Source organism: Marinococcus sp. LNHM4E3-1 (assembly GCF_056034405.1).
Map to the genome: position 1 here is coordinate 1 of NZ_JBQLID010000009.1, position 25,936 is coordinate 25,936.

Sequence of the window (25,936 nt, forward strand, 5' to 3'; positions counted from 1 at the left end):
AAATGGGTTCATCTTATTGGTGAAAACCTGCTCTACCTTAATTGTGATAAATTGCTCTCTCTAGTTTAGCGTTTACAGAGGGTTATTTATTACCTGAAAGTGAAATTTTTTCTTCCGTAGAATCAATCGAAAAACAAATTATAGAAGAAAGCAAAGAAGATGAATTTATCAAAAATTCTATTTCTGAAGAAACACTAAGAATTTATAATGCCGTGCTGGCAGCTGCATGGAAGAAGGACGAATCACTCAATTCACACGAAATTAATATGCTTAATGTGCTTCGGGATGAGCTTGGATTGACTACTAAAGATCATTATCTGATCGAAAGCCGTACTGGAAGGTTCCCTCAAAAAGGAAACAAGTTACATTCTACAAAGCAAATAGAAAAATCGTTAAAGCATTTTCAAACGAGAGGACTTATTTTGCGATTCAAAAGCGATGAAGGTTATTATGTTATTCCTTATGAAATAGCCAGGGTCGTAAGATACGAAATGGGAAGTGAACTTCGCAAAGATACATATTTGAAACTCCTGAATGACTTAAATATGAATCAACTTAAGACTATCCTTTCTGCATTGAACTTAAATTTAAGCGGTAACAAGGACATTCTGATTGAACGAATTATAAAGCATAACGCTAGACCTACCAGTGTATTGAACACTTTAAGTTTATCTGAATTGAAAGAAGTGCTTCAATCTTTAGACGGAGCCAGGTTAAGCGGTACTAAAGTACAAAAAATAAAAAACATTATTGATTACTATGAAAATCTAACTTCAGTGGTTGATTCCGATCCTACAGATCATAGATCCAGGTATTACGATTTTTTTGAAGATTTGGCTTCGAGAAATTATAAGCTGTTAAGAACAAATAAAGTAATCGATAAAGATTTAGATATTGAAAATAATTTTGAACAAGCTACTCAGTTTCTTTTTGAAAAACAGTTGAAATTGGATCTCGTAAAAATGAATGGTTCAAAACATGCAGATGGTAAACTTCATTATTCATCAAAAGAAGTAATCCTTTGGGATAATAAAAGTGTTGAAGAAATATATAATTTCCCTGAAGCTCATTATGAGCAATTTTTGGGGTATATTCGTTCAGACACCATGAGGGTGACTCTGTTTTTGATTATTACTGCTGATTACAGTACCGAAACCATTTCTAAAGCCCAAAAGCTCAAAGCATTTTCAGAGCAGGACACTGACGTAGCTTTAATCAGTGCTTCCGATTTAAAATATGTCGCCGAACATTGGCAGGAATATTCCAACTCAAAAGATCCAAAGTTTAATTTGCAGGTTTTTAACTTAACTGGAGAACTAAATCGAAATACATTAAAAAGTAGAATGGAATGGGCTATACAATAAAAAGGAAGGCAGCTTCACTATAATAAGTGGCTGCCTTCTTTTTTATTAAGATAATAAGATTTATAATGCTTCACTGCATCTTTTAAGTCCTTTCAGTATATCCTTAGCAAGCTTATTCGTCAGCGGACGTACGAGCGCCCCAAGCACCCGGCCAAAACGGTGGTTTTGACGGGATTCGTACGTCTGGACGACTTCGGTCCATGCCGATCGCTCTTTTAATTCATAGGTAATGACTATATGCATTTGCTGGAGAGTCAATTCATAGCTGAATAACTCCGGCTCCTTCACACTTAGATTTCTCCCTTCAGATACGTAGACGGAGCGTCCAGCTTTCTGGGTCTGAGTGAATAACGCACCTTCCTTTTCAGGTGAATGCTCATATGTAATGTCGATAATTTCCGGACTCCACTCTGCCCGCTTCTCTGGATCCGTTAAACAATCATATACTGTCTTCCTGGATGCTTTTATCATGATTTCATGCTTCATCTTATCCCTCCCTGTGCTTTGGCTACTAAAAAAAACCGGCAGAAGGGCCGGTTTTATTGAGACTGCAGATGAAAACCAATATGTTCAAGCGCAGATTCCAGATTTCTTGAGATGTGGATGTTCATTTTTAAAATTTCATTGTTGCTTAATTCATGCTGGGCGATCGCCGGAGATATTCCGGTCAGTAAAATGTTAACTCCCATTAGCTTCAGGGCATGAATGACATTAATAAACACGTGCGGAAACTCACCATCCACGATCACAAGCCCTGACAAATCAATCACAAGGTGCTCAATTTTTTGGTCTGCCGCGTACTCCAGAACGGTACTGGTAATAATTTCAGCCCGTTTTTCATCAATAATTCCCTGAACCGGAAGAATCGAAATACCTTTTCTGACCGGAATAATCGGCACGTTTAAAAATCCGAGGTTGTACTGGGTGTGGTCGAGCTCGATAATATGTGCAAGCACCTCTCCCATGGCTTTTAAGTAGTCCACATCCTCCTGGCTGAATATTTTTTCCTCGGGATCCATAACACACAGCGTGCCGAATACATTGCCGTTCAGATCGGTCAGCGTGACACCGAGGAATCCTTTCATCTGCAGCTGGGAGGTCACCTCCAATTCTCTTGTCATCACATCTTTTGTCAGGTCTTCTGTACAGAGTGCGTCTTCCTCGTTCATAATAATTTTCCTGCAGTACGTATCACTATATTCTACCGAATAGCCTTCGGGAATAATTTCTTCTTTTTTATTAAACGTGCTGATGACAGTCATTTCATTGTTGCCGCGCTTTGTAATATACGCTGTATTCACATCAAGCTGGTCGGCTATTAAATCAAACATTTTCTGCGAAACAGATTTGAGTGACGGGAATTCAGTCGAATCCAGACTATATTCTTTTTGCAATTTATGTTCCTCCACATTTAGATTGATTGAGGGGATGATTTGTACATTAGAATTATTATAATACGTTTCCCCTTTCTAAACAATACATGTGTCTTTAGTACGATATATTTATGTACTAATTATGTAATTTATCACAAAGATAAATTATCAAACAAAAAAAGCCAGGAAAGATCCTGACTTATTCGTTATGCGCACGAACCATATAGAGGGCGTTGCCCACATACCCATGCTCTGAAGCGTGCGGGCGGTCATCACCGTCACCGTAGCCGTAATCAAGCATCCGGTTCCGATTCAGGCACAGCTTCACCATGGTCGGCTGAAAAAGATTAAAAAGCTCAAAGCGTCCATTCAGCTCCGGAAAGCATTTTTCGTACGCTTCCATTGTTTCTACAGCCATTTTCCAGAATATACTTTCTGTAAGTAAGTTCTTCCGGTCGAGCAGATCCGCCAGATAGCGGAAGTGGCAGATGAACAACCCGGTGAAAATGAACTGCACAAGTCCTTCCGGCGGCTCGCACCGAAGAACCTGCTTTAACTCCTCTGGAAGCTCCTCGAGCTCCGGCAGCTGCTGATCGCTCACATTCACATCATCCACAAAGTCTTTCATGATCAGCCGCTGCGGGGCATAGTTCTTTAATACAACAATTGTATTCTGCCCGTGAGGAGAAAAAACGGTGCCGTATTTATACATGTAGTGCAGCAGCGGAGGGAGCAGGGAATCAAACAGCTGCTTTATCCACGCTTTCGTACTTAACCCTGAACGTTCCACATACTCCTGAACCAACAGCTTTCCATTCGCATCTTCGTGCAAAAGAGCCGCCAGCGTTACTGGCTTTTCTTCATCCTCCACTGCCGTATAAATACTTTCTCTCCAGACAGCACCCAGCATCTCTGTATACTGGTACGGCACTCCCTGCAGATGATGAAACCCGGGATGCGGCACATCGATTGTTTCTGTTTCCCCGAGCAGCCCCACCTCACACGTATCCCGCAGAAAAGGGTCTTCGTCCTTGATGGTTTGAATCCATTTGGTCACCTCTGGTGCCACTTTTGTCCGCTCGCTTGGCAGCCCCCGGTAAACGAGTGTATTTAAAATACTTAGCGGAAGCTTCACATGTTTTTTTGTTTTATGCTCTGTGTTGACGAACGTACGAATCGATTGCTGCGGAAGGTACGCATCTTTTGAATACGCCAGAGGAATAATCCACCCTCTGGCAATATACTCAGCGTAGAGCGTTACGATGTAATTGTCCCACTGCCAGTCATGCACCGGCATGTAATAATAGTCATCCGGTTCTTCCCCGGCACGGCTTATTAGACTGCTAAAATAATTGCGCTCGGTTTCATTCAGCTCCTGCTCTATTAACTGGCGGTAACCATCAGCATGCAGGGTCTGAAACGAAGCAGCTTCCCTGTGGACCGCTATCCAGAATAAATGGACTTTCTGCTTATGTTCAGGGGCATAAGAAAGATAATCCTGAAAGCTGAAGCCAATTCGGCCTTTATTATATGTGATCCACGGATGGCCGTTCATTTCTCCTTCAAGCAGCAGATAATCCATGTCTGCAAGCTCGGCAGCCGTCGTCCTTTTGTCCAGCAAATAGCAGTCTGCTGTCAGGGTATGATAATATTCTTTCAGCAAATGCCCAGCTGTTTCACTCGAAATTGGAGCTGTTTGCTGTAGTTCAAGCAGAAAAGCGTCCGCCCGGACCGGCGCTTCTGATTTCCCTTCTTTTTTCACTATGCTTTCCGGATACACGTGGACACTGTCAAAAAACCGCTTGCGCGCCGAAAATGCATAAACTGCCTGAGCTGTTTTCACTTGAAGCTTCTGCAGCTCTCCCTCTTCGGTAACCTCTGCGTCGATAATACCCTCGTACAGGAATTCCTGAAGCATTTTAGCCGTTAACCGCCGGTTCGCCTCCTCCCAGTGCAGCTGTTGGACAGATTCCGCGGACTCCGCCGTATATGAATTCATCTGCTTCCTTCCTTTCTTTTAATATTATGGCGCTCAGCTTCATACGATAGCCCCGGCCGTTTTTCTCTTAAACTGCTGAAAGACATTTTCAGACCGGACGGGGTAAACTTCCCGGTTTGCGATTTGATTAATAATAACCGCGTTCCGGTGCGCTCCAAGCCCGAGGTCCGGCGCTCCAACACCATGCGTGTGCATCTCGCCGTTTTGAATAAAAACATAGCGGTTCTGCTCAGCCTGCACTGCACGGTACTTTTCATCAATTTGCATCCGCCCGTATTCATCACGCTGCAGATAAGCTTCGATTCCTCTTAGAAATGGCTGAGGGGATGGCTGGTAGCCTGTCGCAGCGATCAGTGCTTCTGTTTCTTCTGTATGCTCTGTGCCGTAGTTAATCTCCTTCAAAAACAGCTTTATATCGCCAGCCGGCGTACTATCCATACTCGTAAGTTCCGTATTTGCCTGAAGCACTATGCCCTGGCTTTCCCCTCCGATTGTCTGCTCATACAGCTCGTCGTATACGGCCGCAATCGTATCAGCGCTGATCCCTTTATACAGCAGATCCTGCTTCTTGAGCAGCTGCTCCTTTGTGTAAGGGTCAAGGTGGTAAAAATAACCAGTATAATCCGGCGAAAAATGTTCAAGTCCGAGCTTGGAATATTCCATCGGGAAAAATCCCGATGACCTCGTATACCAGCGGAGGCTGTATCCATATTCCGGCCGTTTCTTTAACAGATCGAGAAAAACTTCAGCGGCGCTCTGACCGGATCCTGCCACTGTGATGCTCTGCTTTTGGAGCAGTTCCTTCCGGCGGTAACGGTAGTCTGCAGAGTGGCAAACATCTCTTTCGTTTTCCATCCATGAGGGAAGCGCCGGCTTCGTACCGGTACCCATTACCACATGCCGGGAATAGAAGCACCTACTTTTCCCTGTGCCAGTATTTTCTGTTTCTACTTTATACAGCCCGTTCTCCTTCAAAAATTCCATCTGGACAACCCGCTGCCCAAACCGGCAGGAGGAAAGCTTTTCAGCTGCCCACCGGCAGTAGTCATTGTATTCGCGGCGCGGAATATGAAATTTCTCATAGAAATAAAAATGATATAATCTTTCCTTTTCCTGCAAGTAATTTAAAAAGGAATAAGGACTCTTTGGATCAGCCAGCGTGACCAAATCCGCAAGAAATGGAACCTGAAGGCTGGTGCCTTCGAGCAGCATACCGCCGTGCCATTCAAATCTATCGTTTTCATCCAAAAATAGACCCTTCACTTCCGGTACATTTTCCACAAGTGCCGCCATCCCCAGGTTAAACGGTCCAATTCCTACCCCTAATACATCGTATATTTCCTCAGCCATCGCGGTCTCCTCCTTCATATGTCCCGCGGGTGCAGACCATTAAAAGTCCACGTTTGTCAGGCAGATCCACCGGCTTTACAGGCTCAAATCCCGCTTTTTTAAACACATGAATCATTTTGCCGTTGGTAATATCGGGCTCAGCGATCACCCGATTTGTTCCAGGATGGTTAAACTGCATCGAAAGCATAGCTTTTAAAAGCGGCAAGGCAAGTCCCCTGCCTGTTTCTTCAGGGGGCCCAATCAAAAGGTGAACGCCCTGATCCTCCGGCTCCGCCTCGTAATAGGAACCAATCATGTCGTCTACTGCCCAATACACCTCCCAGTAGCTGATCGGACGGCCATCAAGCTCCCCGACATATAGCGATTGATGATTATCCGCCAGTGCCTTTCGAAGATGCGCTTGATAGCTGCTTTTATTTATATTCAGCTGCCAGAATGGTACGACATGCGCCTCGTGCATCCACCCATGCAGAAGATCCAGATCAGACTGTTCATCCACATCACGAAACTGAAGACGTTCATCCAGCTCTTCTACCGGATCCCGGCTAAAAATATGGTAATTAGATTGCCTCGTTTTCATGCTGCATGCACTCCTTTGCAGTCAGTGGATTTGAAATATGAATATAGACAGACTGTTCGGCCAGGGACCCCACCAATTCGTCCATGTCGAAAAAGCGGGTCAGCAGATTGCCCTTGGACGGGATGCTTTTGTATTCAAGAAGACTTTGGGTCAGGCGGGAACGGCCGAATGCTTTTTCCGCATCTTCAAGCTCCTCTCGGAGTATTTGCAGCAGTTCCGCTTCTTCAATCAGGTCTGAAGCTCCGAAGCCGTTAATCAGCCCAAACAAATGGTTGATGAAGAAGTAATAGCGGAAGCGTTCATCTGCAATATCATCTGCGCATACAGTGTCGCTTGAAGCATTCAGCTCCGGCACATACTTTTTCAAGTGCGCTTCCTTTGAGTGGGCAAAATAGTAGCCCTGACTGTCCCGGTAATAAAACACTTTCGGATAGCCGCCGGTAAAACGAACGACAGAATTCTGCTGGTGGGCTTCAAGCGCAATGCCGTGAGTCATATACAGCCAGAGCATAGGATGCAGGGATATTGATAAGTACCGCCGGAACCAGTCCCTGCTTACTTCGGCAGTGCTCCGGTTTTCCGCCCGGGCGAGACCTCGAATCATGTTGCTGAGCATACTGCCTTCCCCGTATGCATCGTGGACAAGCCCTGCGGCCAGTGACACCTGGTCATCCATATTTTCCTGAAACGGATTGCGCCGGATAATCGTTTCCAGACCTGTTTCTTCTTCACCTTTAAGGGTGATATATGCTGGATCATGTATAATTTCAAACCCCGGGAAAAACTGTGCTGCATCTTTTCCAATCCGGCTCTGCATCAGTTTTTCTACTTCTATGCCGCGAGCCAGTTCTTTTTTTTGATTGGCACGCAGTGAATTAGTAACCTTCACTGGAATTGAAACTTTAAACATGTACGGTGACTGCTCGTGATAGAGGGTCCGGATCGAGGAAGTCGCTGTGAAGCTTCGGCCTGCCGGGCCAAGATAATCTAATTCTCCGTGTTCCATTTTCCGTTGAATCGACTCCTCGCAGAGCATAGCTTCTGCCTGAAGCGGATGTACCGGCAGCAGGGCATATCCATCATCCAGACGGCAGTAGTGTTTTTTAAAAAATCCCTCTGTCTCCGGGGCATTTTGAAGATCTTTTTTTACGATATCTGCCGCATTTTCTTCTTCCATCGAGGCTTCCTCTACCTGTGCTGACGGAGCCCGGAAAAAATGCAGCTGAAAACGTCCTTTTGTTTCCGGGGAATACAGTTCAGTTTCCTCCTTACGTTCCATGCCCTGCCGGCTTTTAGGGGTCGGGTGCAGCAGGTGCCCGAGCAAAAGGCTCTGCTCTGAATCAATATAGCGGGAGATAACTTCTCCTTTATCCTCCCTGCGTGCTTCTAAAAACAGCTCTATGAGTTCAAAGCTTTGCAGTACACGCTGCATCATTTCTTCCTGCCCTCCCTTATTAGCGTATGCAAGCGAAAGTTCCTTCAAAAGCAAAGCCCCGGTGGTCAGCACATCCAGTTCAACTAGAGAACTGCTTTCGCTGGTTCTATAATAAAGTGGAAAACGGAAAAGATGATGATGTGTCAGAGACCGGTATTTAACCGGGAGTATCAGCTCTATCTCCTGATGAGAAAGCTCCACACGGCATTCCTTCTCTCCCCAGGCACCGCTTCCGGTCTCGCGCAAGTAACAATTGAGAAGGCTCTGCATCGAAGCCTCTGCTGCTGTTTGTTTAGTATTCACTTCTTCTGCCCCTTTCGTATGGTTTCAATTTCCCGGCCCATTTCAATCACGGCCTGAATCACGTGATCAATATCCTCTTCTTCCGTTAAAGGATTGATCAGCGTGCACTTTAAAAACTGCCTGCCGTCTACTTTCGTTTTGGCAATGACTGCTTCACCTGAAGCATACAACCGCTGCTGAATTTCTTTATTGACCTCGTCTTCTTCCCTTTCTTCAAAGGAGCTTTCTGTGCAGTATTTAAACACTACTGCATTCATTTCTGGTTTCATTACTAGATACAGGTTCGGCTCATCGTTAATTTTTTCCGCGAGACGCCCCGCCTGTCTTAAGCCCTTCCCGATCATTTCCGCCCATTTTTCCGTGCCCAGGGTCCGGAGCGTCATCAATATTTTAAGTGCATCAAAGCGCCGGGTCGTCTGCATTGAATAGTCCACGAGGTTAGTAAAGCCCTCCTCGCTGTCGTCTTCTGGGTTCAAATAATCCGCCCTGTGTCTGATAAAACGAAAAGTGTCCTGGCTCTTAACCAAAAAAGCCCCGCAGCTGACTGGCTGATAGAATAATTTGTGAAAATCCACCGCCAGCGAATCTGCTTTATGCACCCCGTCGAGCTTTACAGCCTGATTGCTGCTGAGCGCCAAAGCTCCGCCGAAGGCGGCGTCCACATGCATCCATAGATTTTCTTTGTCTGCTGTACGTCGAATCTCCTGGAGCGGGTCAATGCTTCCAAAATCAGTAGTGCCGGCCGTAGCCACTACGGCAATGGGATGGTCACCGGACTCCCTTGCCTCCTGAATGAAGGCTTCAAGCTTACCGGCGTTCATTTTTTTGTGCTCATCTGTCGGCACCCCTACTACTGACCGTTCTCCGAGGCCAAGCTGAACAGCCGATTTTTTGATGGTAAAGTGCGCCTCCTCTGAACAAAAAATCTTGAATCTGGATGCTTCCGGAGGAAGGCCATCGGCTTTCACATCATGTGACAACTCCCGGACGCAGTATTGGTCTCTTGCAAGCAGCAGTCCCATAAAATTCGACTGAGTCCCTCCAGTCGTAAATGTTCCTGCAGCGGTTTGAGGCAGCTGATACAATTCACACAGCCAGTTCACTACCTCTGTCTCTACTGTTGTCGCTGCCGGGCTTTGATCCCAGGAATCCATCGATTGATTTAGAGCGCTCACGATCAAATCTGCACACACCCCGGATAAAAGCGGCGGGCAGTGCAGATGTGCCATCGCATGAGGATGGCTGATGTTTAAGGAGCGTTTCATAATATGCTCCATTACTTCGTCAAGCACATTATCAAAAGTATGTTCATGCTCTATGCCGTGAAAGAATTGTTTTACCTGCAGTTCTTCTTCTGCGGCCACAGGGCTTTCATTTTCATTAAAAAAATCCGCTATATAGGCAGAAGTCTGGGTTAACATTTCGAGCGTTCTTTGCTTATCACCGATGTTTGTTAGAAATTCATTATCAAATGCGGTGTGCGACCCTTCCTTTACAACCGGCATATCGTCTCCTCCATGATCTGTTATTTATAGATAATGAAAATCATTATCAATTAATCTAAAAAAATAAAAGCTCTGTTTCAAGCTGTTAATTACAATGTACACACTAATTGAAAATGATTATCAAAGTCAACAACTGCTGTGGAATTGATACAAAGGTTGGTATCGGCCCGTTGAACGGTTTAGGTCTATTACCCTTTCTCCCGTCCAAATTGTGACTTAATATTCACCTGCTTTTAAGAGCTAACGTCGTTAGTTTAAAAACACCCCTATGAGGTAATAAGCCGTATATCAACAACTATCATCAGGAGGTGCAGCAATTGCTCGTACGCACAAAAGATTTTCAGGCATTTTGGATCTCAGCCACCGATGAAGAAGCAATCGGCTCCATTTCCGACGTCTATTTCGATTCCAGAGGCGAATGGAAGGTACGGTTTCTCGTCGCTGATACCCGCACGTGGTTTGTGGGAGGAAAGGTTCTGCTCAGCCCCCAGCTGATCAGCCGTCTCGACCTTGCCGGCCAGGCCATTCAGATGAATGCCTCGAAAGACCAGATTAAAGACAGTCCGAAGCCGGATGAACACGAACCTATTTCCCGTTCCTACGAAGCTTCTGTTTTAAATTATTACAACTTAGAGCCTTACTGGATTCCAACAGCCGGAAGTACCGGAACCGGGCCGGTTATGCCTGTAGGCGGCCCTTTCGCCCCTAACGATGATGACGATAATAACGCACGTCCCGCCCATGACACTGCCGTTACCGGTGCGGAAGAAAACGAAATGGAAGCTGCCCGGAACAAAGAAGACTACTACCTGCAGAGTACGAAGGATCTTCGCGGCTATGATGTCGATGCAGGCGGTGAAAGTATCGGCACGATCTCTGACGTGGTTTTTGACACAAACGACTGGAGCGTTCAGTTCATCGAGGTTGATACTGCCGGTGCACTGTCAAGTGACCACTCTCTCGTTCCAGTGGAATGGTTTAATCAGTTCAGTGCCATGGACGAAAGTGCCACCACCAGTGTGAGCCGCGAAGCGGTGGAAAATTCACCTGATTACGAAGCATCCATGACATTAACCGATGATTACGGTGAAGAAATCCGCCGTCACTTCGGCAGCCCCTCGAATAGATAAATGAAAGTTGTCCGCTGTTTAAAAGCAGCGGGCTTTTTTATATCTGCCGAATCCGGAACCGCTGTAATATGTTAAAATAAATAAGCTAATAATCCTTCAAACAGCTCAGGAGTGGACTACCTATGGATAAAAAAGATATTGCCGACCTTCGAAGGCAGTTAAAAACAGACAATGATCTGCTCACGATCTCCGACATCTTTAACGTTTACATAATGAAAGAAACGACCGATATTTATCACTATCAGAGTCAGCCGTTCGAAATGCTCGACAGCGACCAGCAGGAGCTGTTTATGGCCAATTTTAAAAAAGTTCTCACCGGGCAGCTGGATGAAAAATTATTCGAGCTGAAATTTCAGCAGGACGTTGAAGATTCCAGCCAGTTCATTCTCCACAAAGGTCTTTTAAGCCGTAATGTTGAAGACTGGAAGGAACAGATGCTTCGCATGACCGAAAAAATGATTGAAGACCACCCGTATGAAAAAGACACCGTAATCACCTTTATCCGTGCCGATTATTTAAAACCGGCAAAACAGCGGAATGAGGAAGCAGAAACGAGCGACCGCGATGCAGTATATTCCAATTCCTTTATTCTCTGCAGCATCAATAAGACAGAAGAGCCGAAAAAAGAAATGCAGTTTGATTACATTGAGAAGGAATTCAAATACAAGGTCGAGGCCGATCCGGTCATTGATCTTAAACATCCGTTGGCCGGCTTTTTGTTTCCCGCGATGACGGAAGGGGCCGCTGACGTCAATCATGTGCTCTATGCAGCTTCAAAGCCCAACGAACCCGACTACCGGTTTATCGAAGATGTGCTGAACGGAGAAGAGATCGTCACCGCCAAAGAAAACAAAACAGTATTTGAGGATATAGTAAGAGACGTGGTCGGTGATCAGATGAACCCCACCACACTTGCGAACGTCTACGGCGAAATTCACCGGGTCGTCGAAGAAAATGAAGAGGATACCCCGCCGACGCTCGACTATAAAGACGTGGAACGGGTGCTTCAGCAGAGCGGCGAGCAAGTGGAGACCGACAAAGTAAAAACAGCGTTTCAGCGGGTGACCGATAACGAAACCTATGAGCTGAAAGCAAGCAGCATCGTGCCGAAATACAATTCCAAATCCATTAAAATCAACACGAAAATCGCCAACATTGCGATCAGCCCGCAGGATCTTGAATACGTAAGACAGGTCAACTATCAGGGAAAACGCTGTATTATGATTGAGATTGAAGAGGACGCAGAGATCGAAGGCTTTAAAATGCTGCCGGAGGCTTTTGGCGAAGATACTCAGTAATAACACAAGGAAGGCCCCGGGCGGGACCTTCCTTGTTTTTTAATATACAGCTGGGCCGGCGGCGTTTTTGCATACTCCCTCTTACTTTCGCACTAATTTTGTGGCCACTTCCACATGCGTTGTCTGCGGGAACATGTCCACCGGCTGGGCTTCTACGACCTCGTATCCGCCCTCCACGAGGTGCTTTAAATCGCGGGCGAGTGTCGCCGGGTTACAGGAAACATATACGATACGTTCGGGAGCAACCTCAAGCATCGTATCAAGTAACTGTTCGTCGCAGCCCTTCCGCGGCGGATCCACAACAACAACGTCCGGTCGCAGCCCGTTTGCTTTTACCCACCACGGCATCACTTCCTCTGCTTTTCCTGTCGCAAAGGTTACGTTATCAAAATGATTCAGCTGGGCGTTTCGCTTAGCGTCACTCACGGCCTGAGGAACTACCTCCACGCCGTACACTTCACGCGCTTTTTCTGCGAGAAACAGCGAGATGGTTCCGATGCCGCAGTAGGCATCAATAACCGTTTCATGACCGCGCAGGTCCGCGTACTCCAGTGCTTTGTCATACAGCGTTTTTGTCTGGACCGGGTTCACCTGGTAAAAGGAACGCGCGGAGATCGCAAACTTCACATCGCCAATGTGGTCGTAAATGTAGTCTTCGCCCCACAGCGTCTTCGTGCGGTCACCGAAGATGACATTCGTTCGTTTCGTATTCACGTTTTGAACGATGCTTGCCGTATCCTTAACTTCACTGCGCACAGCCTCGATAAACGCCTGCTCGTCCGGTATTTTCTTGCCGTTTGTAATAAGGACAATCATCAGTTGGCCGGTAGTCGGGGCGTACCGCGTCACAACGTGGCGGAGAAAGCCGCGTCCGCTTTCTTCATCATAGGCGCTCATGCCAAATCGGTCGGCAATGTCTTTTACCTGCTGAACGGCAGCGTCGTTTTCCTTCTGCTGAATGATACACTCATCCATATCAATAATGTTATGTGTCCGTTTTTGGTAAAAGCCCGCTTTTAACCGGCCATCCTCTTTTACACCAAGCGGCACCTGGGCCTTGTTGCGGTAGCGCCACGGATCCTCCATCCCGATCGTATCGTGGACCACTGTTTCGTCGAGGCCGCCGATCCGTTCAAACGCATCCTTCACCTGTTTATGCTTATAGCGGAGCTGGGCATCGTAGGTCATATGCTGCAGCTGGCAGCCTCCGCATTTCACATAAATCGGGCACGGCGCTTCCGTTCGATCGCTGCTTTCTTCAAGAACAGTAATAAGCTTGCCAAAGCCGTAGCCTTTTTTTGTTTTAATAATCTTTGCCTGAATACGCTCACCGGGCAGGGCATACGGGATAAACAGCGCATACCCATCGATTCTTCCGACCCCGTGACCTTCGTGAGTTAAATCCTCGATCGTCGTCTCTATTAATTCATTTTTTTCTACCGGGGCTTCCGGCTTATTTTGCTTGCTCATTATTTCGTTCCTTCCGTTCATTCTAGTCTGTCAAAAAAATTGTAACACAGGAGTGGTTTGGCGTCCGTCTGTTCGCACGCTATAATATAGGAATACTATAAGCAAATGAAAAAGAACGGAGAGATACATATGGACATCCGTCTGATTGAACCATCGGATGCGAACGTTCACCTGGCGTTCAGTCAGCAGCTCGATAATGAAACATCTTATATGCTGATGGAGCCAGGAGAGCGAAAGCCAACAGCCGAGCAGCATCAGCATATGGTGAACGAGTTTATTATGAAGGATCATCTTGTGCTTTTTATTGTGGAAGATGCGGGTGTGGTGGTTGGCCACGCGATGGGCGTCGGCGGCAGCACCATCCGCAACTGCCTGACCGCCTCTGTCGTTATAGGGATCCTGCCCGCTTATCACCGCCTGGGTCTTGGAAGACGGCTCCTTGAGCATATCGAAGCATGGGCCGGAAAGCGCGGGCTTCACCGTCTGGAGCTGACCGTAATAGAAGAAAATGCCGGGGCGCGTGTACTCTATGAACGCTTCGGCTTTCAGATTGAAGGCGTTAAACAGGAGTCGCTTTTCGCCCACGGGACATACGTCAATGAAATTATGATGGCTAAGCTGCTGTAGAAAGGAGCACCAACCTTGCGCATTTCATTTGAAGCAATTTATGAGCTGATTCTTGCCGCTCTCTTAATATTTTCCTTAACGGTAGATCTGCCGCCTGAGCAATCCAGGGCGCTTGATATATTTATTTATGTTTTATTTGTAATTGATTTCAGCGTCCGCTTTTTTGCGAGCGACAGCAAGTGGCAGTACATCAAAAGCAATCCGCTCGAACTGATCGCCATTTTGCCGCTAGGGGAAATCTTCCGGGCTGCCCGCCTCATCCGTCTGCTGAAAATTCTGCGTCTGATCGTGCTGTTCAGCCGCCGGCATTCCCTGCTTGATGTCTTTTTCTCCAAATATCAGGTGGACCGGGCAGTGATCATTGTCGGCGTGCTGCTGTTTGCGGCCAGTCTTTCCATGCGCTGGATTGAACCTGACTTTCATACATACGAAGAAGCGCTCTGGTGGGCCGTCGTGACAACGACTACGGTCGGGTACGGCGACTTTTATCCGGTAACGACTGCCGGCCGGATTATTGCAAGCATCCTGATGATCGTCGGCATCGGACTAATCGGCATTGTTACCGGTACTGTAGCTGCCTTTTTCTCTCATGATCACCGTACGCTTCCGCCGGAAGCCCGGCACGTGCAGGAAACGCTGAACCGCTATCCGGAGCTTACAGCAAAAGAGATGGATGATATGATCGCTTCGCTTGAAAAGTGGAAGGAACGCTACAAAAAAGAGGAAGATCAATCATCGTAATTGTCTTCCTCTTCCACGCCCACCACCTGGCTGCGGCGTTCAAGCAGCACCACGTCGCGCCAGCGTCCCTGCATTTTGCCGATACGCTCCCGTACACCTACCTCTCGGAAGCCTTTACGCCGGTGAATACGCAGGCTATAGTCATTTTCAGGAAAAATGCCGGCCTGCAGCATCCAGTAGCCTTCTGCTTCCGCTTTTTCAATTAATGCTTCCAGAAGCGTTCCACCCACACCACGGCCGCGTTCATCCTGGTGAATATAGACACTCGTTTCGCCTACGCCTTCATATACTTCCCGGCCGGAAACCGGGGCAAGCGCTGCCCAGCCGATTACTTTTTCAGTTGTAGTGTCGATAGCAACGAGACGGCAGGCCAGATCGTGCGTCGCTGACCAAAGCTCCCATGACGGCGCCTCCGTTTCAAATGTCGCATGCTCACTCATAATTCCCATTTCGTATATGTCCCGGACTTCAGGCCAATGCTCCTTTTGCATTCTCGCTATGTAATAGTCCACGTGCATCTACCCCTTATCCTGCTTTTTTTCCTAGAATAACATACCTGTTTTTCTTTTGTTTATTTCAGCATCCGCCTGCAAATTGTTTACAATTTAATGAACAAAGGAATACCTTTCACGTAACCTGTCTCTCTGCCGCAGGGAATTATACTTATGAAAAGGACGTGTTCGCATGAAGTACCGTCGATTAGGGAACTCCGGCGTAAAAGTAAGTGAAATAGGCCTTGGCAGCTGGCTTACCTACGGCTCCTCCGTGGAGGACCAGACTGCTGGTAACATTATTCACCATGCGTATGAAAATGGCATTAATTTCTTTGACACGGCGAACGTCTACAATAAAGGAGAAGCGGAAAAGGTCGTAGGCAAAGCTTTAAGCTCCTACAACCGGGACAGCTACGTGCTGGCTTCGAAGGTGTATTTTCCAATGGGAGGCGGTCCGAACGACCGCGGACTCTCCCGCAAGCACATCATGGAGCAGTGCGATGCCAGCCTGCAGCGGCTCGGTACGGATTACATGGATCTGTATCAATGCCACCGCTATGATCCTGATACTCCGCTGGAGGAAACGCTGATGGCGCTTGATGACCTTGTGCGCCAGGGCAAAATTTTGTACTACGGCTTCAGCGAATGGTCCGGTGCCCAGATCAGCGATGCGGCACATATTGCTGATAAACGAAATCTTCACCGGCCGGTATCGAACCAGCCCATCTACAATATGCTCGTACGCTATATTGAAAAAGAGGTCCTTCCGATCAGCGAACGTGAAGGGCTCGGACAGGTCGTCTTTTCCCCGCTTGCCCAGGGCATTTTAACCGGCAAATACCGTCCGGGCGAGCAGCCTCCGTCCGACAGCCGTGCTGCCAATTCAGATATTAATTTCGCTATGGAACGCTTTATGGATGACCGGATTCTCGAAAACGTCATAAAACTGGAGAATTTAGCCCGTAACGAGCTCGGCGTTAAGCTTTCCCAGCTCGCCCTCGCCTGGATTCTCCGAAAGCCTGGCGTAAGCTCTACCATTGTTGGAGCGAGCCGTCCCGAACAGCTCGAAGAAAATTTAAAAGCTGCAGAGCTTGAACTTCCGGACAATCTGCTCGATGAAATCGACAGCACCCTTCAGGAAATCGAAGATGTGACCTCCAGGCTTCATTAAACACTATCCCGCCGCAGCCGGCGGGATTATTTTTATATTCAGAACTTCTATATTTTCATTATTTTTAAATGGTGCTATAATGAACTTGTGTAAGCGTTTCCAATTTTTCTCTAAAACGAAGGAGGATTTTGCATGAGATACGATGCACCAAACACCCCCGAAAGCCTCGTACATTTTAAAAACAAATACGATAACTTTATTGGAGGCGAATACAGAGCGCCGGCCCAGGGCGAATATTTTGATAACGTCAGTCCGGTTACCGGTACCGTTTTCTGTCAGATTGCCCGTTCAACGAAAGAGGACGTTGATGCGGCAGTGGCAGCAGCCAATAAAGCAAAAGAAGCGTGGGGCAAAACGTCCACGACCGAACGCTCCAATATTTTAAATAAAATGGCGAACCGGATGGAAGAAAACCTTGAAATGCTGGCCGTTGCCGAAACATGGGAAAACGGCAAAGCTGTCAGGGAAACACTGAATGCTGATATCCCTCTTGCCATCGATCATCTTCGCTACTTCGCAGGCGTTATTCGTGCCCAGGAAGGAACAATCGGCCAGATCGACGATGACACTGTAGCATATCATTTCCATGAGCCGCTCGGCGTTGTCGGCCAGATTATTCCGTGGAATTTCCCGATTCTTATGGGGATCTGGAAGATCGCTCCTGCACTTGCTGCCGGCAACTGCATTGTTCTCAAACCGGCTGAACAGACACCAGCGTCGATTTACAAGGTGCTTGAGCTCGTTGAAGACCTTCTGCCGCCGGGCGTTCTGAACGTAGTGAGCGGATTCGGGGTTGAAGCCGGCAAACCGCTTGCCCAGCACGAAGGCATTGATAAAGTGGCATTCACCGGGGAAACGACGACCGGACGACTGATTATGCAATACGCTTCGGAAAATATAATTCCGGTAACGCTCGAGCTTGGCGGCAAATCACCGAATATTTTCTTTGAAGACGTAATGGCCGAGGACGATTCGTATCTCGACAAAGCAATCGAAGGCTTCGTCATGTTCGCCTTGAACCAGGGGGAAGTCTGCACGTGTCCATCCCGTGCTCTCATTCAGGAATCCATTTACGATAAATTTATTGAACGGGCTATTGAACGCGTTAAAGCCATCAACGTCGGTCATCCGCTCGACACCGACACGATGATGGGCGCCCAGGCTTCCAAGGAACAGCTCGATAAAATCCTTTCCTACCTGGATATTGGGAAACAGGAGGGTGCAGAGGTTCTGGTCGGCGGCGAAGCAGCCCAGGTCGACGATGAAGACCGTTCACAGGGATATTATGTGCAGCCGACCGTATTTAAAGGCCATAACAAAATGCGTGTGTTCCAGGAAGAAATCTTCGGACCTGTGCTGAGTGTGACTACCTTTAAAACGAAGGAAGAAGCGATGGAAATCGCCAACGATACGCTGTACGGACTTGGCGCTGGCGTCTGGTCGCGTGATATGAACACCGCATACCGGTTCGGACGCGCGATCCAGGCCGGCCGTGTATGGACGAACTGCTTCCATGACTATCCGGCGCATGCTGCGTTCGGCGGCTATAAAAAATCAGGTATTGGCCGGGAGAACCACAAAATGATGCTCGACCATTACCAGCAGACGAAAAACCTTCTGGTCAGCTACAGCGAACAGCCGAAAGGATTCTTTTAAGCGGCCGGAAGCATTAAAAAGGAGGATGTCTCATGGCAGTAGAGCGTGTAACCGCTACTGACACTGCCCTTGAACTAATCAACAGATTGACAAAACGGCACGGTCCGTTAATGTTTCACCAGTCCGGCGGCTGCTGCGACGGCAGCGCCCCGATGTGCTACCCGGAAGGTGACTTTAAAACGGGCAACAGTGATATGTATATGGGAGATATCGGCGGGGCACCGTTTTATATGTCGAAGGATCAATTTGAATACTGGAAGCACACACAGCTGATAATTGATGTTGTCGACGGCCGGGGTGGGATGTTTTCTCTAGAAGGACCGGAGGGTAAACGGTTTTTAACCCGCTCCCGGGTATTTTCCGAAGAAGAACGCACAGAGCTCGAACACAATTCTACTGTTTAAACATTCAGGCATTCTGCATTTGCGCAGAATGCCTGTTTTCTGTCCGGTGTGCCTATTGTCATTTTAGGTATTTCTTATTATTCTATAATTAACAAAGAAATAAGCACCGTTTGAGGGCGCGCTACAGTAAAGGATGAAGGCCTATGCATCATTCATCAACATCACCGTTCAGACCCTTCCCCACCCTGGAAACGTCAAGGCTCCGGCTTCGGGCCCTTCGTTATTCAGATCTTGAAGACATTTACGAATACGCCTCCAATCCGCTGGTCTCCCGCAACGTTTTGTGGGACACCCACAGAAGCCGCGGGGAAACAAAAGATTTTCTGGATATCACGATGAATTCCTATAAATACGGCGACCGGGCGCCATTTGGCATCGAACGCAAGGACTCCGGCAAAGTAATCGGCACCATCGATTTTGTGCATTGGGACCGGGGTCATGCCGCCGGGGAAATTGGCTACACGCTCGCCCCGGATCATTGGAATCAGGGGTTCGGATCGGAAGCGGCACGGGAAATTATCCGCTTCGGCTTTGAAGATATGGGCCTGCATCGGATTGAAGCCCGGTGTTTCACCGAAAATACAGCCTCTGCCAAGGTAATGGAAAAGGTTGGCATGGTGCATGAAGGCACACTGCGCCGCTCACTGTTGATTCAGGGGGTACGGCGGGATGTGATGATTTACGCTATTTTAAAAACAGAATGGAAAAGCTATTAAAAAAACAGCCGGCGATTCGGCTGTTTTTTTATGGGCAGAACAGTTCAATATGCTGGTACAAATTTTCAAACGTCGCCGGCAGATGGCCGCCGTATTCCCCGTCAAGATTCAGCTGCATGTCTTCTTTTGCCTCAATACGAAGCTGTTTTGCTTTAAAATATTTAATTTTGGGATTTTCCAGATGCCTCCCGCGCAGAGCCTGGCGCAGCAGCTGGCTGAATTCAAACATCGTCATTTTCTGTACGATAAGCACATCAAAATAACCGTCGTTGTATTCTGCCTGTGGTAGAAGTTTTTCAAAACCACCGACGGAGTTAGTGTTGGATACGAGAAACATTGTAATTTCTTCCTCGAGAAGCTTTCCATCGTATTCAACAGTCGTCATCTGCGGGTGCAGAGACCAGAATTTCTCAAATCCTTTAATGAAATAGGCGGCCTGCCCCAGCGCCGTTTTCAGCCCCTTCGGAGTGTCATAGGTGAGCTCCGTCAGCTTTCCCCCCGCAGCAATATTAATAAAGTACGAGCCGTTCGCCTTTCCTATATCAATGCCCTGGGTGCGCCCGCGCGCAAATACGTCGCAGACCTCTTTGATTTCTTTTCCCTGCAGTCCAAGGGCCCGGGCAAAATCATTCGTCGTTCCGGCCGGAATAAGTCCTACTTTGGGGCGCCATTCCTGTTCAGCGATTCCATTAATGACCTCAAAAATCGTTCCGTCCCCGCCTGCGGCAATTACAGCTTCGAACCCATCCTGTGAAGCGCGCCGTGCCTCATCCCGGGCGTCACCCTCTCCCCGGGTCATAAAGGCTGATGTTTCGTAACCTGCCTGTTCCATCCGGTCTAATATATAAGGCACCTGCCGCTCCATCTGCTCTCTTCCAGACGTTGGATTGTAGATTACTCTCGCTCGTTTTCGCATATTATAACCCCTATTACATCGAAGATTTCAATTCATTTGGCTAATATATAAAAGAACTATCTTTGTCAGTCATTGTTACATGCATTACTAATTAATTGTATACTATTGTTAATTCATTAAACAGTAGCGGCTGTGGGGTCGATACTGCCCGGTTGAAAATATGGCCGCTGTGCCAGGGCTGCACGCTGAAAACGTAAATAATTTTGAAGAATAAAATCATAGAAAATTGTCTGGCCTTTTTCTTCTAAATAAAATAAGGATTTCTCCATACAACGCAGCGCTTCTTTTATATTACCTAAATAGTACAAACATATTCCTTTTTGATAATATAATTCTCCTAATAAGTATAAGGATTCCTGCTCATATACGTTTTTGATTCCTTCATCAACAACTTTTAACCCTTTTTTAAATTTATTAGAGTTTGCATAAACTACACATGTATTGAAATATATTTTTGTTTGCATCGGCCCCCATTGATCTATCGGTAGCTTTTTATATAAAGTTCGCGCTTCATCAAAATATTTAACTGCTTTATTAAATTCCTTTGTGTCCATAAAAATAGTACCAAAATTTATAATAATGCCTACGTCTTCTTCTGTAATACTCAAGGTTTCTGTCTTAAGATCTCGGGCTAATTGCAATAATTCTAAAGCTTCTTCTTTTTCATTTGTTAATTTAAAATGTAAAATAGCTCTTTTCCACAATAAAAACTTTTTATGCACTGGCTTCCTAAAAAGAGGATTTTTTAACTCTTCTCTTATGATATTCATCGCCTCAATAAAGTCATAGTCGCGGATTAACTTATCAATTTTATCTTTAGTGTCTCGAATGTAATTAAATCGTGGAGCTTCATGATCGTCAAAAAAATAACTTATCTTAACCCCTAATTTTATAGCTATTAAATTTAAAATTTCTGCAGTCGGTTGCATTTCATCTCTTTCAATTTTGGAAATAGCTTTTTGTGAGCATATACTTTTAGCTAGTTCACTTTGGCTAATTTCATAGTATTGTCTTAAATCTTTAAGTTTTGTACCTAAAGTTAATATTTCCATAGCAACCTCCTGTTTAGTACTATAGTTCTTAACATTTCTATTGTAGCATGAATACCGGACCTTAAGACAGTTAATCTCTTCTAAAGCCCGAATTCTCGGAATACACTTTTTTATTAATTGTGTAATAATATGGATAGAGCTTGATTAACTAGTCTTTAGGAGGTATGCAGTAATGTCCAAAGCTTATTTATTTAGAATAGCAACTTTTGCCGTAATGGCATCATTTGCAGCTGCTGCTGGGGATTTTCAAACTCTAGTCAACCTGCCTGGAGTAGCTTAATATCTAAGTTCTAAGTGTAAACCGTCACCCTCGACACACGTTTCACACCATTAACCAAGCTTACCCCTGTTATATTTTTTGTATCCCTTGCAGTTTAGCTGGCAGGGGATTCTTTTTTTTACTTATTAACTGACCATTTATCGGCATTGGAGGAGCAGCCATGCATCCGGATCAACATATTGCTTACTTTGTAGATCAATTTTTGTACCAGCTGGATCATGCAGACGATCCAGCCGAGCTCTGCCAGCTCCGCGATCAGGTGTTTGAACAAGTCGCCCTTATTGGTGTCCGTCTCCCTTATATTGAAATGATGGGTACACTCTGGCACAAACACCCCGCCATCCTTAAGGAAGCACTCGAAGAAGAGCCTGTTTGTTATGGTCTTTTAATTGATACGTTTCAGCACGTTTCTTCGAATCAGTTTGTGTATATGCGCTGGCGGCTGCACGAATGGGCCCGGCTTTCTGCGTGAACAGAAAATGGGTTATATTCGGCAAAATATCGGGAAAATACTCTCCACCTATAGTTTACGGAGGGGATAAAAAATGGCTGAGTTTACCGTGGATTCCCAAATATACCTTCGTCCGTTTAAAGATAAGGACGCTGCCGATTATCTGCAGCTGGTGGATGATAATCGTTCATACCTGCGTCATTGGCTGCCCTGGGTGGATAAAACACGCGAGCTGCGCGATGTACTCCGTTTTTTTGAACACCGGGCTAAACTTGCCCGCCGCGGCACCTCTTACACGTTTGGTATCTGGTACGAAGGCAGGCTCGCCGGGGCGATCAGCTTCAACCACGTGTACCGGCTCACCCGGCGCACTGTCATTGGCTACTGGCTTGCCGCCCCCTTTCAGGGAAGAGGCATTATGACCCGGGCAGTACAGACATTGACTGATTATGCCTTTCGGGATATTCATCTCCGGCGTGTGGATATTTGTGTCGCTCCAAACAACCGTCCCAGTCGTTCAATTCCGGAGCGGCTCGGCTTTGAAAAATATAAATATGTGCGCAATGCCGAATGGCTGTACGACCATTATGTTGATCACGTTGTCTATACGATGCGTTCGCGCTTCTGGCTTCCAGCTATTCTCGGTCCCGGAATGGAGCATACAAAAACCCCGCAGGTTTAAATCTGCGGGGTTTTCTGTTTAGCGCTGTTCCATGCCTTCAAGAATTAAAGAGTTTACCATCTGCGGATTGGCTTTCCCTTTCGTTTCCTTCATCACCTGGCCGACTAAGAAGCCGAGCGCTTTGTCTTTTCCATTTTTGTAGTCTTCAATCGACTGCGGATTGTTATCCAATATGCCGTCAACTACCTGCTTCAGCTCTCCTTCATCAGAGATCTGCATAAGTCCTTTATCTTTTACGATCTGTTCCGGATCGCCGCCCTGCTCCATTACATCTGCAAAAACCTGCTTGGCAATTTTGCTTGAAATGGTGCCTTTTTCAATGAGTTCAATCAGCTTGGCAAGCGACTCCGGCGTGAGAGCCGTCTCGTCAATATCCATATCGTTGTTGTTTAAATAGCCGCTTATCTCGCCCATCAGCCAGTTGGCTGTAAGCTTGCTGTCCGCTCCGGCATCAACAGTTTCCTGGAAAAAGTCTGCGATGGCCTTGGACTGCACCAATACTGATGCATCGTATTCGGAAAGACCGAAGTCCTCGATATAACGCTTCTTCCGTGCGTCGGGAAGTTCAGGAATTGATGACATGATTCGTGATTTCCAGTCTTCGTCGATATAGTACGTGACCAGATCCGGTTCCGGGAAGTAACGGTAATCATCCGAGCCTTCTTTGATACGCATCAGAATTGTTTCTTTTTTCGCGTCATCCCACCGGCGCGTTTCCTGCAGTACTTCTCCGCCAGAAAGCAGTTCTTTTTCCTGACGTCCTTCTTCAAATGCCAGTCCTTTTTGCACATTCGTAAATGAGTTCAGGTTCTTCAGCTCAGTTTTCGTGCCAAATTCCTCCTGGCCTGCCGGACGGATGGAAATGTTCGCATCACAACGGAGCGATCCTTCTTCCATTTTGCAGTCGGAAACGTCGGTATACTGCAGAATCGCTTTTAATTTTTCCAAATAAGCGTAGCCTTCCTCCGGCGTCGTAATATCCGGCTCTGACACAATTTCAATCAGAGGTGTGCCAACACGGTTAAAGTCAACCAGAGAGTGGCCGCCGTCTTCGTCGTGCGTGAGTTTTCCGGCATCTTCTTCCATGTGAATACGGGTAATACCGATACGCTTCGGTCCGTTTTCTTCTGTTTCAATGTCAATCCACCCGTTTTCTCCGATTGGCTGGTCAAACTGGGAAATTTGATAAGCTTTCGGATTGTCGGGATAAAAGTAGTTTTTACGGTCGAATTTCGTTTCTGCGGCGATATCGCAATTTAATGCAAGCGCTGCTTTCATGGCATAGTTGACCGCCTGCTCATTCAAAACCGGCAGCACTCCTGGATGGCCCAGGCAGACCGGGCACGTATGCGTATTCGGAGGAGCACCAAATTCGGTTGAGCAGTTGCAGAAAATCTTTGTATTTGTTTTTAACTCTGCATGGACTTCGAGTCCAATGATTGTTTCAAAGTTCATGGTCCTGGTTCCTCCCCTATAATTCCGGTCTGGCTTTATGGTGTTCAGTTGCCTGTTCAAAGGCGTGGGCAACTGTATAGATCGTTTCTTCAGCAAACGGCTTGGCTATAATCTGCAGGCCAACCGGCATATTGTCCGAGAAGCCGCACGGCACAGAAATCGCCGGAATACCAGCCAGGTTTACCGGAATGGTTAGAATGTCGTTGGCGTACATCGTGAGCGGATCATCAAGCTGCTCCCCGAGTTTAAATGCAGTTGTCGGCGCTGTCGGCCCGACGATAACATCATAGTCGGCAAATACTTTTTCGAAGTCCCGTCGGATGAGTGTACGTACCTGCTGGGCCTTCTTGTAATAAGCATCATAATAACCCGCGCTCAAAGCAAAGGTTCCAAGCATAATCCTGCGCTTCACTTCTTCACCGAAGCCTTTGCTGCGGGTTTCTTTATACATCTCCACCAGATCCTTCGCGTTTTCATCGCGAACACCGTAGCGGACACCGTCAAAGCGGGCCAGGTTGGCTGAAGCCTCTGAAGAAGCAATTAAATAGTACGCAGCCACTGCGTATTTTGAATGCGGAAGGGAGACTTCCTCCCATACTGCTCCCTGCTCCTCCAGTACCTTCAGCGCTTCAAGCACACGCTGTTTGACGCCTTCATCTACGCCTTCTCCGATGTATTCGGCCGGCACACCAATTTTCAGGCCTTTAACGTTCCTGCCTAGTGCTTCCAGATAATTTGGTACCTGAACATCTGCGGAGGTCGAATCGTTTTCCGAATGACCGGCAATCTGCTGCAGTATGTAAGCATTATCTTCAACCGAACGGGTAAGCGGTCCGATCTGATCCAGGGAAGAAGCAAAAGCAACAAGACCGTAACGAGATACGCGTCCGTAGGTAGGCTTCAAGCCGACAACTCCGCAATAGGAAGCGGGCTGGCGGATGGATCCTCCTGTATCAGAGCCTAACGAAAACAGCACTTCGCCGGCTGCCACAGAGGCTGCTGAGCCGCCGCTCGAACCGCCCGGAACGTAATCGGTGTTCCACGGGTTTCTCGTTTCCTGCACGCCGGAGTTTTCCGTAGAGGACCCCATGGCGAATTCGTCCATGTTCAGCTTCCCGACGGTGACCGTTTCTGCTTCTCCGAGTTTATCCATCACGGTCGCATTATGAACCGGATCAAAGTTTGCAAGCAGCTGACTTGCGCAGGTGGTCCGAAGGTCCTCGGTGATAATATTGTCTTTAATACCTGCCGGCATGCCAAACAAAAACGGCACCTCGCCACCGTTTTGAATAAGCTTGTCGAGCTTTTCAGCCTGCTCGAGTGCCCGTTCTTCATTTAACGTTAAAAACGCTTTTACGTCTGTATCTACTTCACGGATACGGGCAAATGAAGCTTCCACCAGTTCGGTGACAGTTACTTCCTGGTTTTTTATCTTCGTATGTAACGACGCTACACTTTCTTCCAAAATGGACATACGTTATCTC

24 protein-coding genes are annotated in these 25,936 nt (G+C 46.9%); 11 read left to right on the top strand and 13 right to left on the bottom strand.

The features are described 5' to 3' along the window. Positions 1–296: 296 nt before the first annotated feature. On the top strand, positions 297–1,364 hold the full coding sequence (locus ACTRXI_RS10765; protein ID WP_474262430.1) for an SAP domain-containing protein: 1,068 nt from the start codon (positions 297–299) through the stop codon (positions 1,362–1,364). 60 nt (positions 1,365–1,424) lie between these two features. Here ACTRXI_RS10765 and ACTRXI_RS10770 read toward each other — a convergent pair whose 3' ends face one another. The 7 genes from ACTRXI_RS10770 to ACTRXI_RS10800 all read right to left on the bottom strand — a co-directional run bounded on the left by ACTRXI_RS10770 (position 1,425) and on the right by ACTRXI_RS10800 (position 9,909). Continuing rightward, positions 1,425–1,850: an SRPBCC family protein gene (locus ACTRXI_RS10770; RefSeq protein ID WP_474262431.1), complete on the bottom strand. Its 426-nt coding sequence runs from the start codon at positions 1,848–1,850 to the stop codon at positions 1,425–1,427. A gap of 53 nt (positions 1,851–1,903) precedes the next feature. Then, positions 1,904–2,758: an STAS domain-containing protein gene (locus ACTRXI_RS10775; RefSeq protein WP_474262432.1), complete on the bottom strand. Its 855-nt coding sequence runs from the start codon at positions 2,756–2,758 to the stop codon at positions 1,904–1,906. A 178-nt stretch (positions 2,759–2,936) separates the two neighbouring features. Further along, the gene (locus tag ACTRXI_RS10780; protein ID WP_474262433.1) at positions 2,937–4,736 is read right to left on the bottom strand and encodes an IucA/IucC family protein; all 1,800 of its coding nucleotides are present in this window, start codon (positions 4,734–4,736) and stop codon (positions 2,937–2,939) included. 39 nt (positions 4,737–4,775) lie between these two features. Next, on the bottom strand, positions 4,776–6,086 hold the full coding sequence (locus ACTRXI_RS10785) for a lysine N(6)-hydroxylase/L-ornithine N(5)-oxygenase family protein (protein ID WP_474262434.1): 1,311 nt from the start codon (positions 6,084–6,086) through the stop codon (positions 4,776–4,778). After that, positions 6,079–6,666, bottom strand: a complete 588-nt coding sequence (locus ACTRXI_RS10790) for a GNAT family N-acetyltransferase (protein ID WP_474262435.1) — start codon at positions 6,664–6,666, stop codon at positions 6,079–6,081. Before ACTRXI_RS10790 ends, ACTRXI_RS10785 begins: the two co-directional genes overlap by 8 nt. Then, the gene (locus ACTRXI_RS10795) at positions 6,647–8,404 is read right to left on the bottom strand and encodes an IucA/IucC family protein (RefSeq protein ID WP_474262436.1); all 1,758 of its coding nucleotides are present in this window, start codon (positions 8,402–8,404) and stop codon (positions 6,647–6,649) included. The genes ACTRXI_RS10790 and ACTRXI_RS10795 overlap by 20 nt, the downstream gene beginning before the upstream one ends. Further along, positions 8,401–9,909 (bottom strand): pyridoxal phosphate-dependent decarboxylase family protein, encoded by a 1,509-nt coding sequence (locus ACTRXI_RS10800; protein WP_474262437.1) that lies wholly within the window; start codon positions 9,907–9,909, stop codon positions 8,401–8,403. The genes ACTRXI_RS10795 and ACTRXI_RS10800 overlap by 4 nt, the downstream gene beginning before the upstream one ends. A gap of 317 nt (positions 9,910–10,226) precedes the next feature. On the opposite strand from ACTRXI_RS10800, the gene ACTRXI_RS10805 reads away from it, so the two are divergent. Further along, the gene (locus ACTRXI_RS10805) at positions 10,227–11,039 is read left to right on the top strand and encodes a PRC-barrel domain-containing protein (RefSeq protein WP_474262438.1); all 813 of its coding nucleotides are present in this window, start codon (positions 10,227–10,229) and stop codon (positions 11,037–11,039) included. A gap of 122 nt (positions 11,040–11,161) precedes the next feature. Continuing rightward, entirely contained in the window at positions 11,162–12,337 is a 1,176-nt protein-coding gene (locus ACTRXI_RS10810) for a DUF4317 domain-containing protein (protein ID WP_474262439.1), read from the top strand. A gap of 81 nt (positions 12,338–12,418) precedes the next feature. Here ACTRXI_RS10810 and rlmD read toward each other — a convergent pair whose 3' ends face one another. Next, entirely contained in the window at positions 12,419–13,807 is a 1,389-nt protein-coding gene (gene rlmD, locus ACTRXI_RS10815) for a 23S rRNA (uracil(1939)-C(5))-methyltransferase RlmD (RefSeq protein WP_474262440.1), read from the bottom strand. 105 nt (positions 13,808–13,912) lie between these two features. Between rlmD and ACTRXI_RS10820 the strand changes: the two genes are divergently transcribed. Next, a complete protein-coding gene (locus tag ACTRXI_RS10820; protein ID WP_474262441.1) occupies positions 13,913–14,434 on the top strand; it encodes an N-acetyltransferase family protein in 522 nt (173 codons plus the stop codon). A 15-nt stretch (positions 14,435–14,449) separates the two neighbouring features. Further along, positions 14,450–15,175 (top strand): potassium channel family protein, encoded by a 726-nt coding sequence (locus ACTRXI_RS10825; protein ID WP_474262442.1) that lies wholly within the window; start codon positions 14,450–14,452, stop codon positions 15,173–15,175. Here the strand turns inward: ACTRXI_RS10825 and ACTRXI_RS10830 are convergent. Beyond that, positions 15,163–15,687: an N-acetyltransferase family protein gene (locus ACTRXI_RS10830; protein ID WP_474262443.1), complete on the bottom strand. Its 525-nt coding sequence runs from the start codon at positions 15,685–15,687 to the stop codon at positions 15,163–15,165. The genes ACTRXI_RS10825 and ACTRXI_RS10830 overlap by 13 nt on opposite strands. 172 nt (positions 15,688–15,859) lie before the next feature. On the opposite strand from ACTRXI_RS10830, the gene ACTRXI_RS10835 reads away from it, so the two are divergent. The 4 genes from ACTRXI_RS10835 (at position 15,860) to ACTRXI_RS10850 (ending at position 19,616) form a co-directional block, all read left to right on the top strand. Beyond that, positions 15,860–16,840, top strand: coding sequence for an aldo/keto reductase family protein (locus tag ACTRXI_RS10835; RefSeq protein ID WP_474262444.1), 981 nt, complete (start codon positions 15,860–15,862; stop codon positions 16,838–16,840). A 132-nt stretch (positions 16,841–16,972) separates the two neighbouring features. Beyond that, positions 16,973–18,496, top strand: a complete 1,524-nt coding sequence (exaC, locus tag ACTRXI_RS10840; RefSeq protein ID WP_474262445.1) for an acetaldehyde dehydrogenase ExaC — start codon at positions 16,973–16,975, stop codon at positions 18,494–18,496. 32 nt (positions 18,497–18,528) lie between these two features. After that, complete coding sequence (locus ACTRXI_RS10845) at positions 18,529–18,900, top strand: DUF779 domain-containing protein (RefSeq protein ID WP_474262446.1); 372 nt, start codon at positions 18,529–18,531, stop codon at positions 18,898–18,900. Between the two features lie 143 nt (positions 18,901–19,043). Further along, positions 19,044–19,616 (top strand): GNAT family N-acetyltransferase, encoded by a 573-nt coding sequence (locus tag ACTRXI_RS10850; RefSeq protein WP_474262447.1) that lies wholly within the window; start codon positions 19,044–19,046, stop codon positions 19,614–19,616. A gap of 28 nt (positions 19,617–19,644) precedes the next feature. Here the strand turns inward: ACTRXI_RS10850 and ACTRXI_RS10855 are convergent, their stop codons facing one another. Beyond that, the gene (locus tag ACTRXI_RS10855; RefSeq protein ID WP_474262448.1) at positions 19,645–20,532 is read right to left on the bottom strand and encodes a diacylglycerol kinase; all 888 of its coding nucleotides are present in this window, start codon (positions 20,530–20,532) and stop codon (positions 19,645–19,647) included. A 116-nt stretch (positions 20,533–20,648) separates the two neighbouring features. Next, positions 20,649–21,584: a helix-turn-helix domain-containing protein gene (locus ACTRXI_RS10860; protein WP_474262449.1), complete on the bottom strand. Its 936-nt coding sequence runs from the start codon at positions 21,582–21,584 to the stop codon at positions 20,649–20,651. A 440-nt stretch (positions 21,585–22,024) separates the two neighbouring features. On the opposite strand from ACTRXI_RS10860, the gene ACTRXI_RS10865 reads away from it, so the two are divergent. Then, complete coding sequence (locus ACTRXI_RS10865) at positions 22,025–22,336, top strand: hypothetical protein (RefSeq protein WP_474262450.1); 312 nt, start codon at positions 22,025–22,027, stop codon at positions 22,334–22,336. A 73-nt stretch (positions 22,337–22,409) separates the two neighbouring features. Further along, positions 22,410–22,997: a GNAT family N-acetyltransferase gene (locus ACTRXI_RS10870; RefSeq protein ID WP_474262451.1), complete on the top strand. Its 588-nt coding sequence runs from the start codon at positions 22,410–22,412 to the stop codon at positions 22,995–22,997. Positions 22,998–23,015: 18 nt separating this feature from the next. Here the strand turns inward: ACTRXI_RS10870 and gatB are convergent, their stop codons facing one another. Both gatB and gatA read right to left on the bottom strand, forming a co-directional pair. After that, positions 23,016–24,452, bottom strand: coding sequence for an Asp-tRNA(Asn)/Glu-tRNA(Gln) amidotransferase subunit GatB (gene gatB / locus ACTRXI_RS10875; protein WP_474262452.1), 1,437 nt, complete (start codon positions 24,450–24,452; stop codon positions 23,016–23,018). A gap of 16 nt (positions 24,453–24,468) precedes the next feature. Then, the gene (gene gatA / locus ACTRXI_RS10880) at positions 24,469–25,926 is read right to left on the bottom strand and encodes an Asp-tRNA(Asn)/Glu-tRNA(Gln) amidotransferase subunit GatA (RefSeq protein WP_474262453.1); all 1,458 of its coding nucleotides are present in this window, start codon (positions 25,924–25,926) and stop codon (positions 24,469–24,471) included. Positions 25,927–25,936 lie beyond the last annotated feature (10 nt).

Excerpts from the sequence above, each read along its gene's own strand:
- ACTRXI_RS10770 (WP_474262431.1), bottom strand. The coding sequence starts at position 1,850 with ATGAAGCATGAAATCATGATAAAAGCATCCAGGAAGACAGTATATGAT.
- ACTRXI_RS10780 (WP_474262433.1), bottom strand. The coding sequence starts at position 4,736 with ATGAATTCATATACGGCGGAGTCCGCGGAATCTGTCCAACAGCTGCAC.
- ACTRXI_RS10785 (WP_474262434.1), bottom strand. The coding sequence starts at position 6,086 with ATGGCTGAGGAAATATACGATGTATTAGGGGTAGGAATTGGACCGTTT.
- ACTRXI_RS10790 (WP_474262435.1), bottom strand. The coding sequence starts at position 6,666 with ATGAAAACGAGGCAATCTAATTACCATATTTTTAGCCGGGATCCGGTA.
- ACTRXI_RS10800 (WP_474262437.1), bottom strand. The coding sequence starts at position 9,909 with ATGCCGGTTGTAAAGGAAGGGTCGCACACCGCATTTGATAATGAATTT.
- ACTRXI_RS10810 (WP_474262439.1), top strand. The coding sequence starts at position 11,162 with ATGGATAAAAAAGATATTGCCGACCTTCGAAGGCAGTTAAAAACAGAC.
- rlmD (WP_474262440.1), bottom strand. The coding sequence starts at position 13,807 with ATGAGCAAGCAAAATAAGCCGGAAGCCCCGGTAGAAAAAAATGAATTA.
- ACTRXI_RS10820 (WP_474262441.1), top strand. The coding sequence starts at position 13,913 with ATGAAAAAGAACGGAGAGATACATATGGACATCCGTCTGATTGAACCA.
- ACTRXI_RS10835 (WP_474262444.1), top strand. The coding sequence starts at position 15,860 with ATGAAGTACCGTCGATTAGGGAACTCCGGCGTAAAAGTAAGTGAAATA.
- exaC (WP_474262445.1), top strand. The coding sequence starts at position 16,973 with ATGAGATACGATGCACCAAACACCCCCGAAAGCCTCGTACATTTTAAA.
- ACTRXI_RS10845 (WP_474262446.1), top strand. The coding sequence starts at position 18,529 with ATGGCAGTAGAGCGTGTAACCGCTACTGACACTGCCCTTGAACTAATC.
- ACTRXI_RS10850 (WP_474262447.1), top strand. The coding sequence starts at position 19,044 with ATGCATCATTCATCAACATCACCGTTCAGACCCTTCCCCACCCTGGAA.
- ACTRXI_RS10855 (WP_474262448.1), bottom strand. The coding sequence starts at position 20,532 with ATGCGAAAACGAGCGAGAGTAATCTACAATCCAACGTCTGGAAGAGAG.
- ACTRXI_RS10860 (WP_474262449.1), bottom strand. The coding sequence starts at position 21,584 with ATGGAAATATTAACTTTAGGTACAAAACTTAAAGATTTAAGACAATAC.
- ACTRXI_RS10865 (WP_474262450.1), top strand. The coding sequence starts at position 22,025 with ATGCATCCGGATCAACATATTGCTTACTTTGTAGATCAATTTTTGTAC.
- ACTRXI_RS10870 (WP_474262451.1), top strand. The coding sequence starts at position 22,410 with ATGGCTGAGTTTACCGTGGATTCCCAAATATACCTTCGTCCGTTTAAA.
- gatB (WP_474262452.1), bottom strand. The coding sequence starts at position 24,452 with ATGAACTTTGAAACAATCATTGGACTCGAAGTCCATGCAGAGTTAAAA.
- gatA (WP_474262453.1), bottom strand. The coding sequence starts at position 25,926 with ATGTCCATTTTGGAAGAAAGTGTAGCGTCGTTACATACGAAGATAAAA.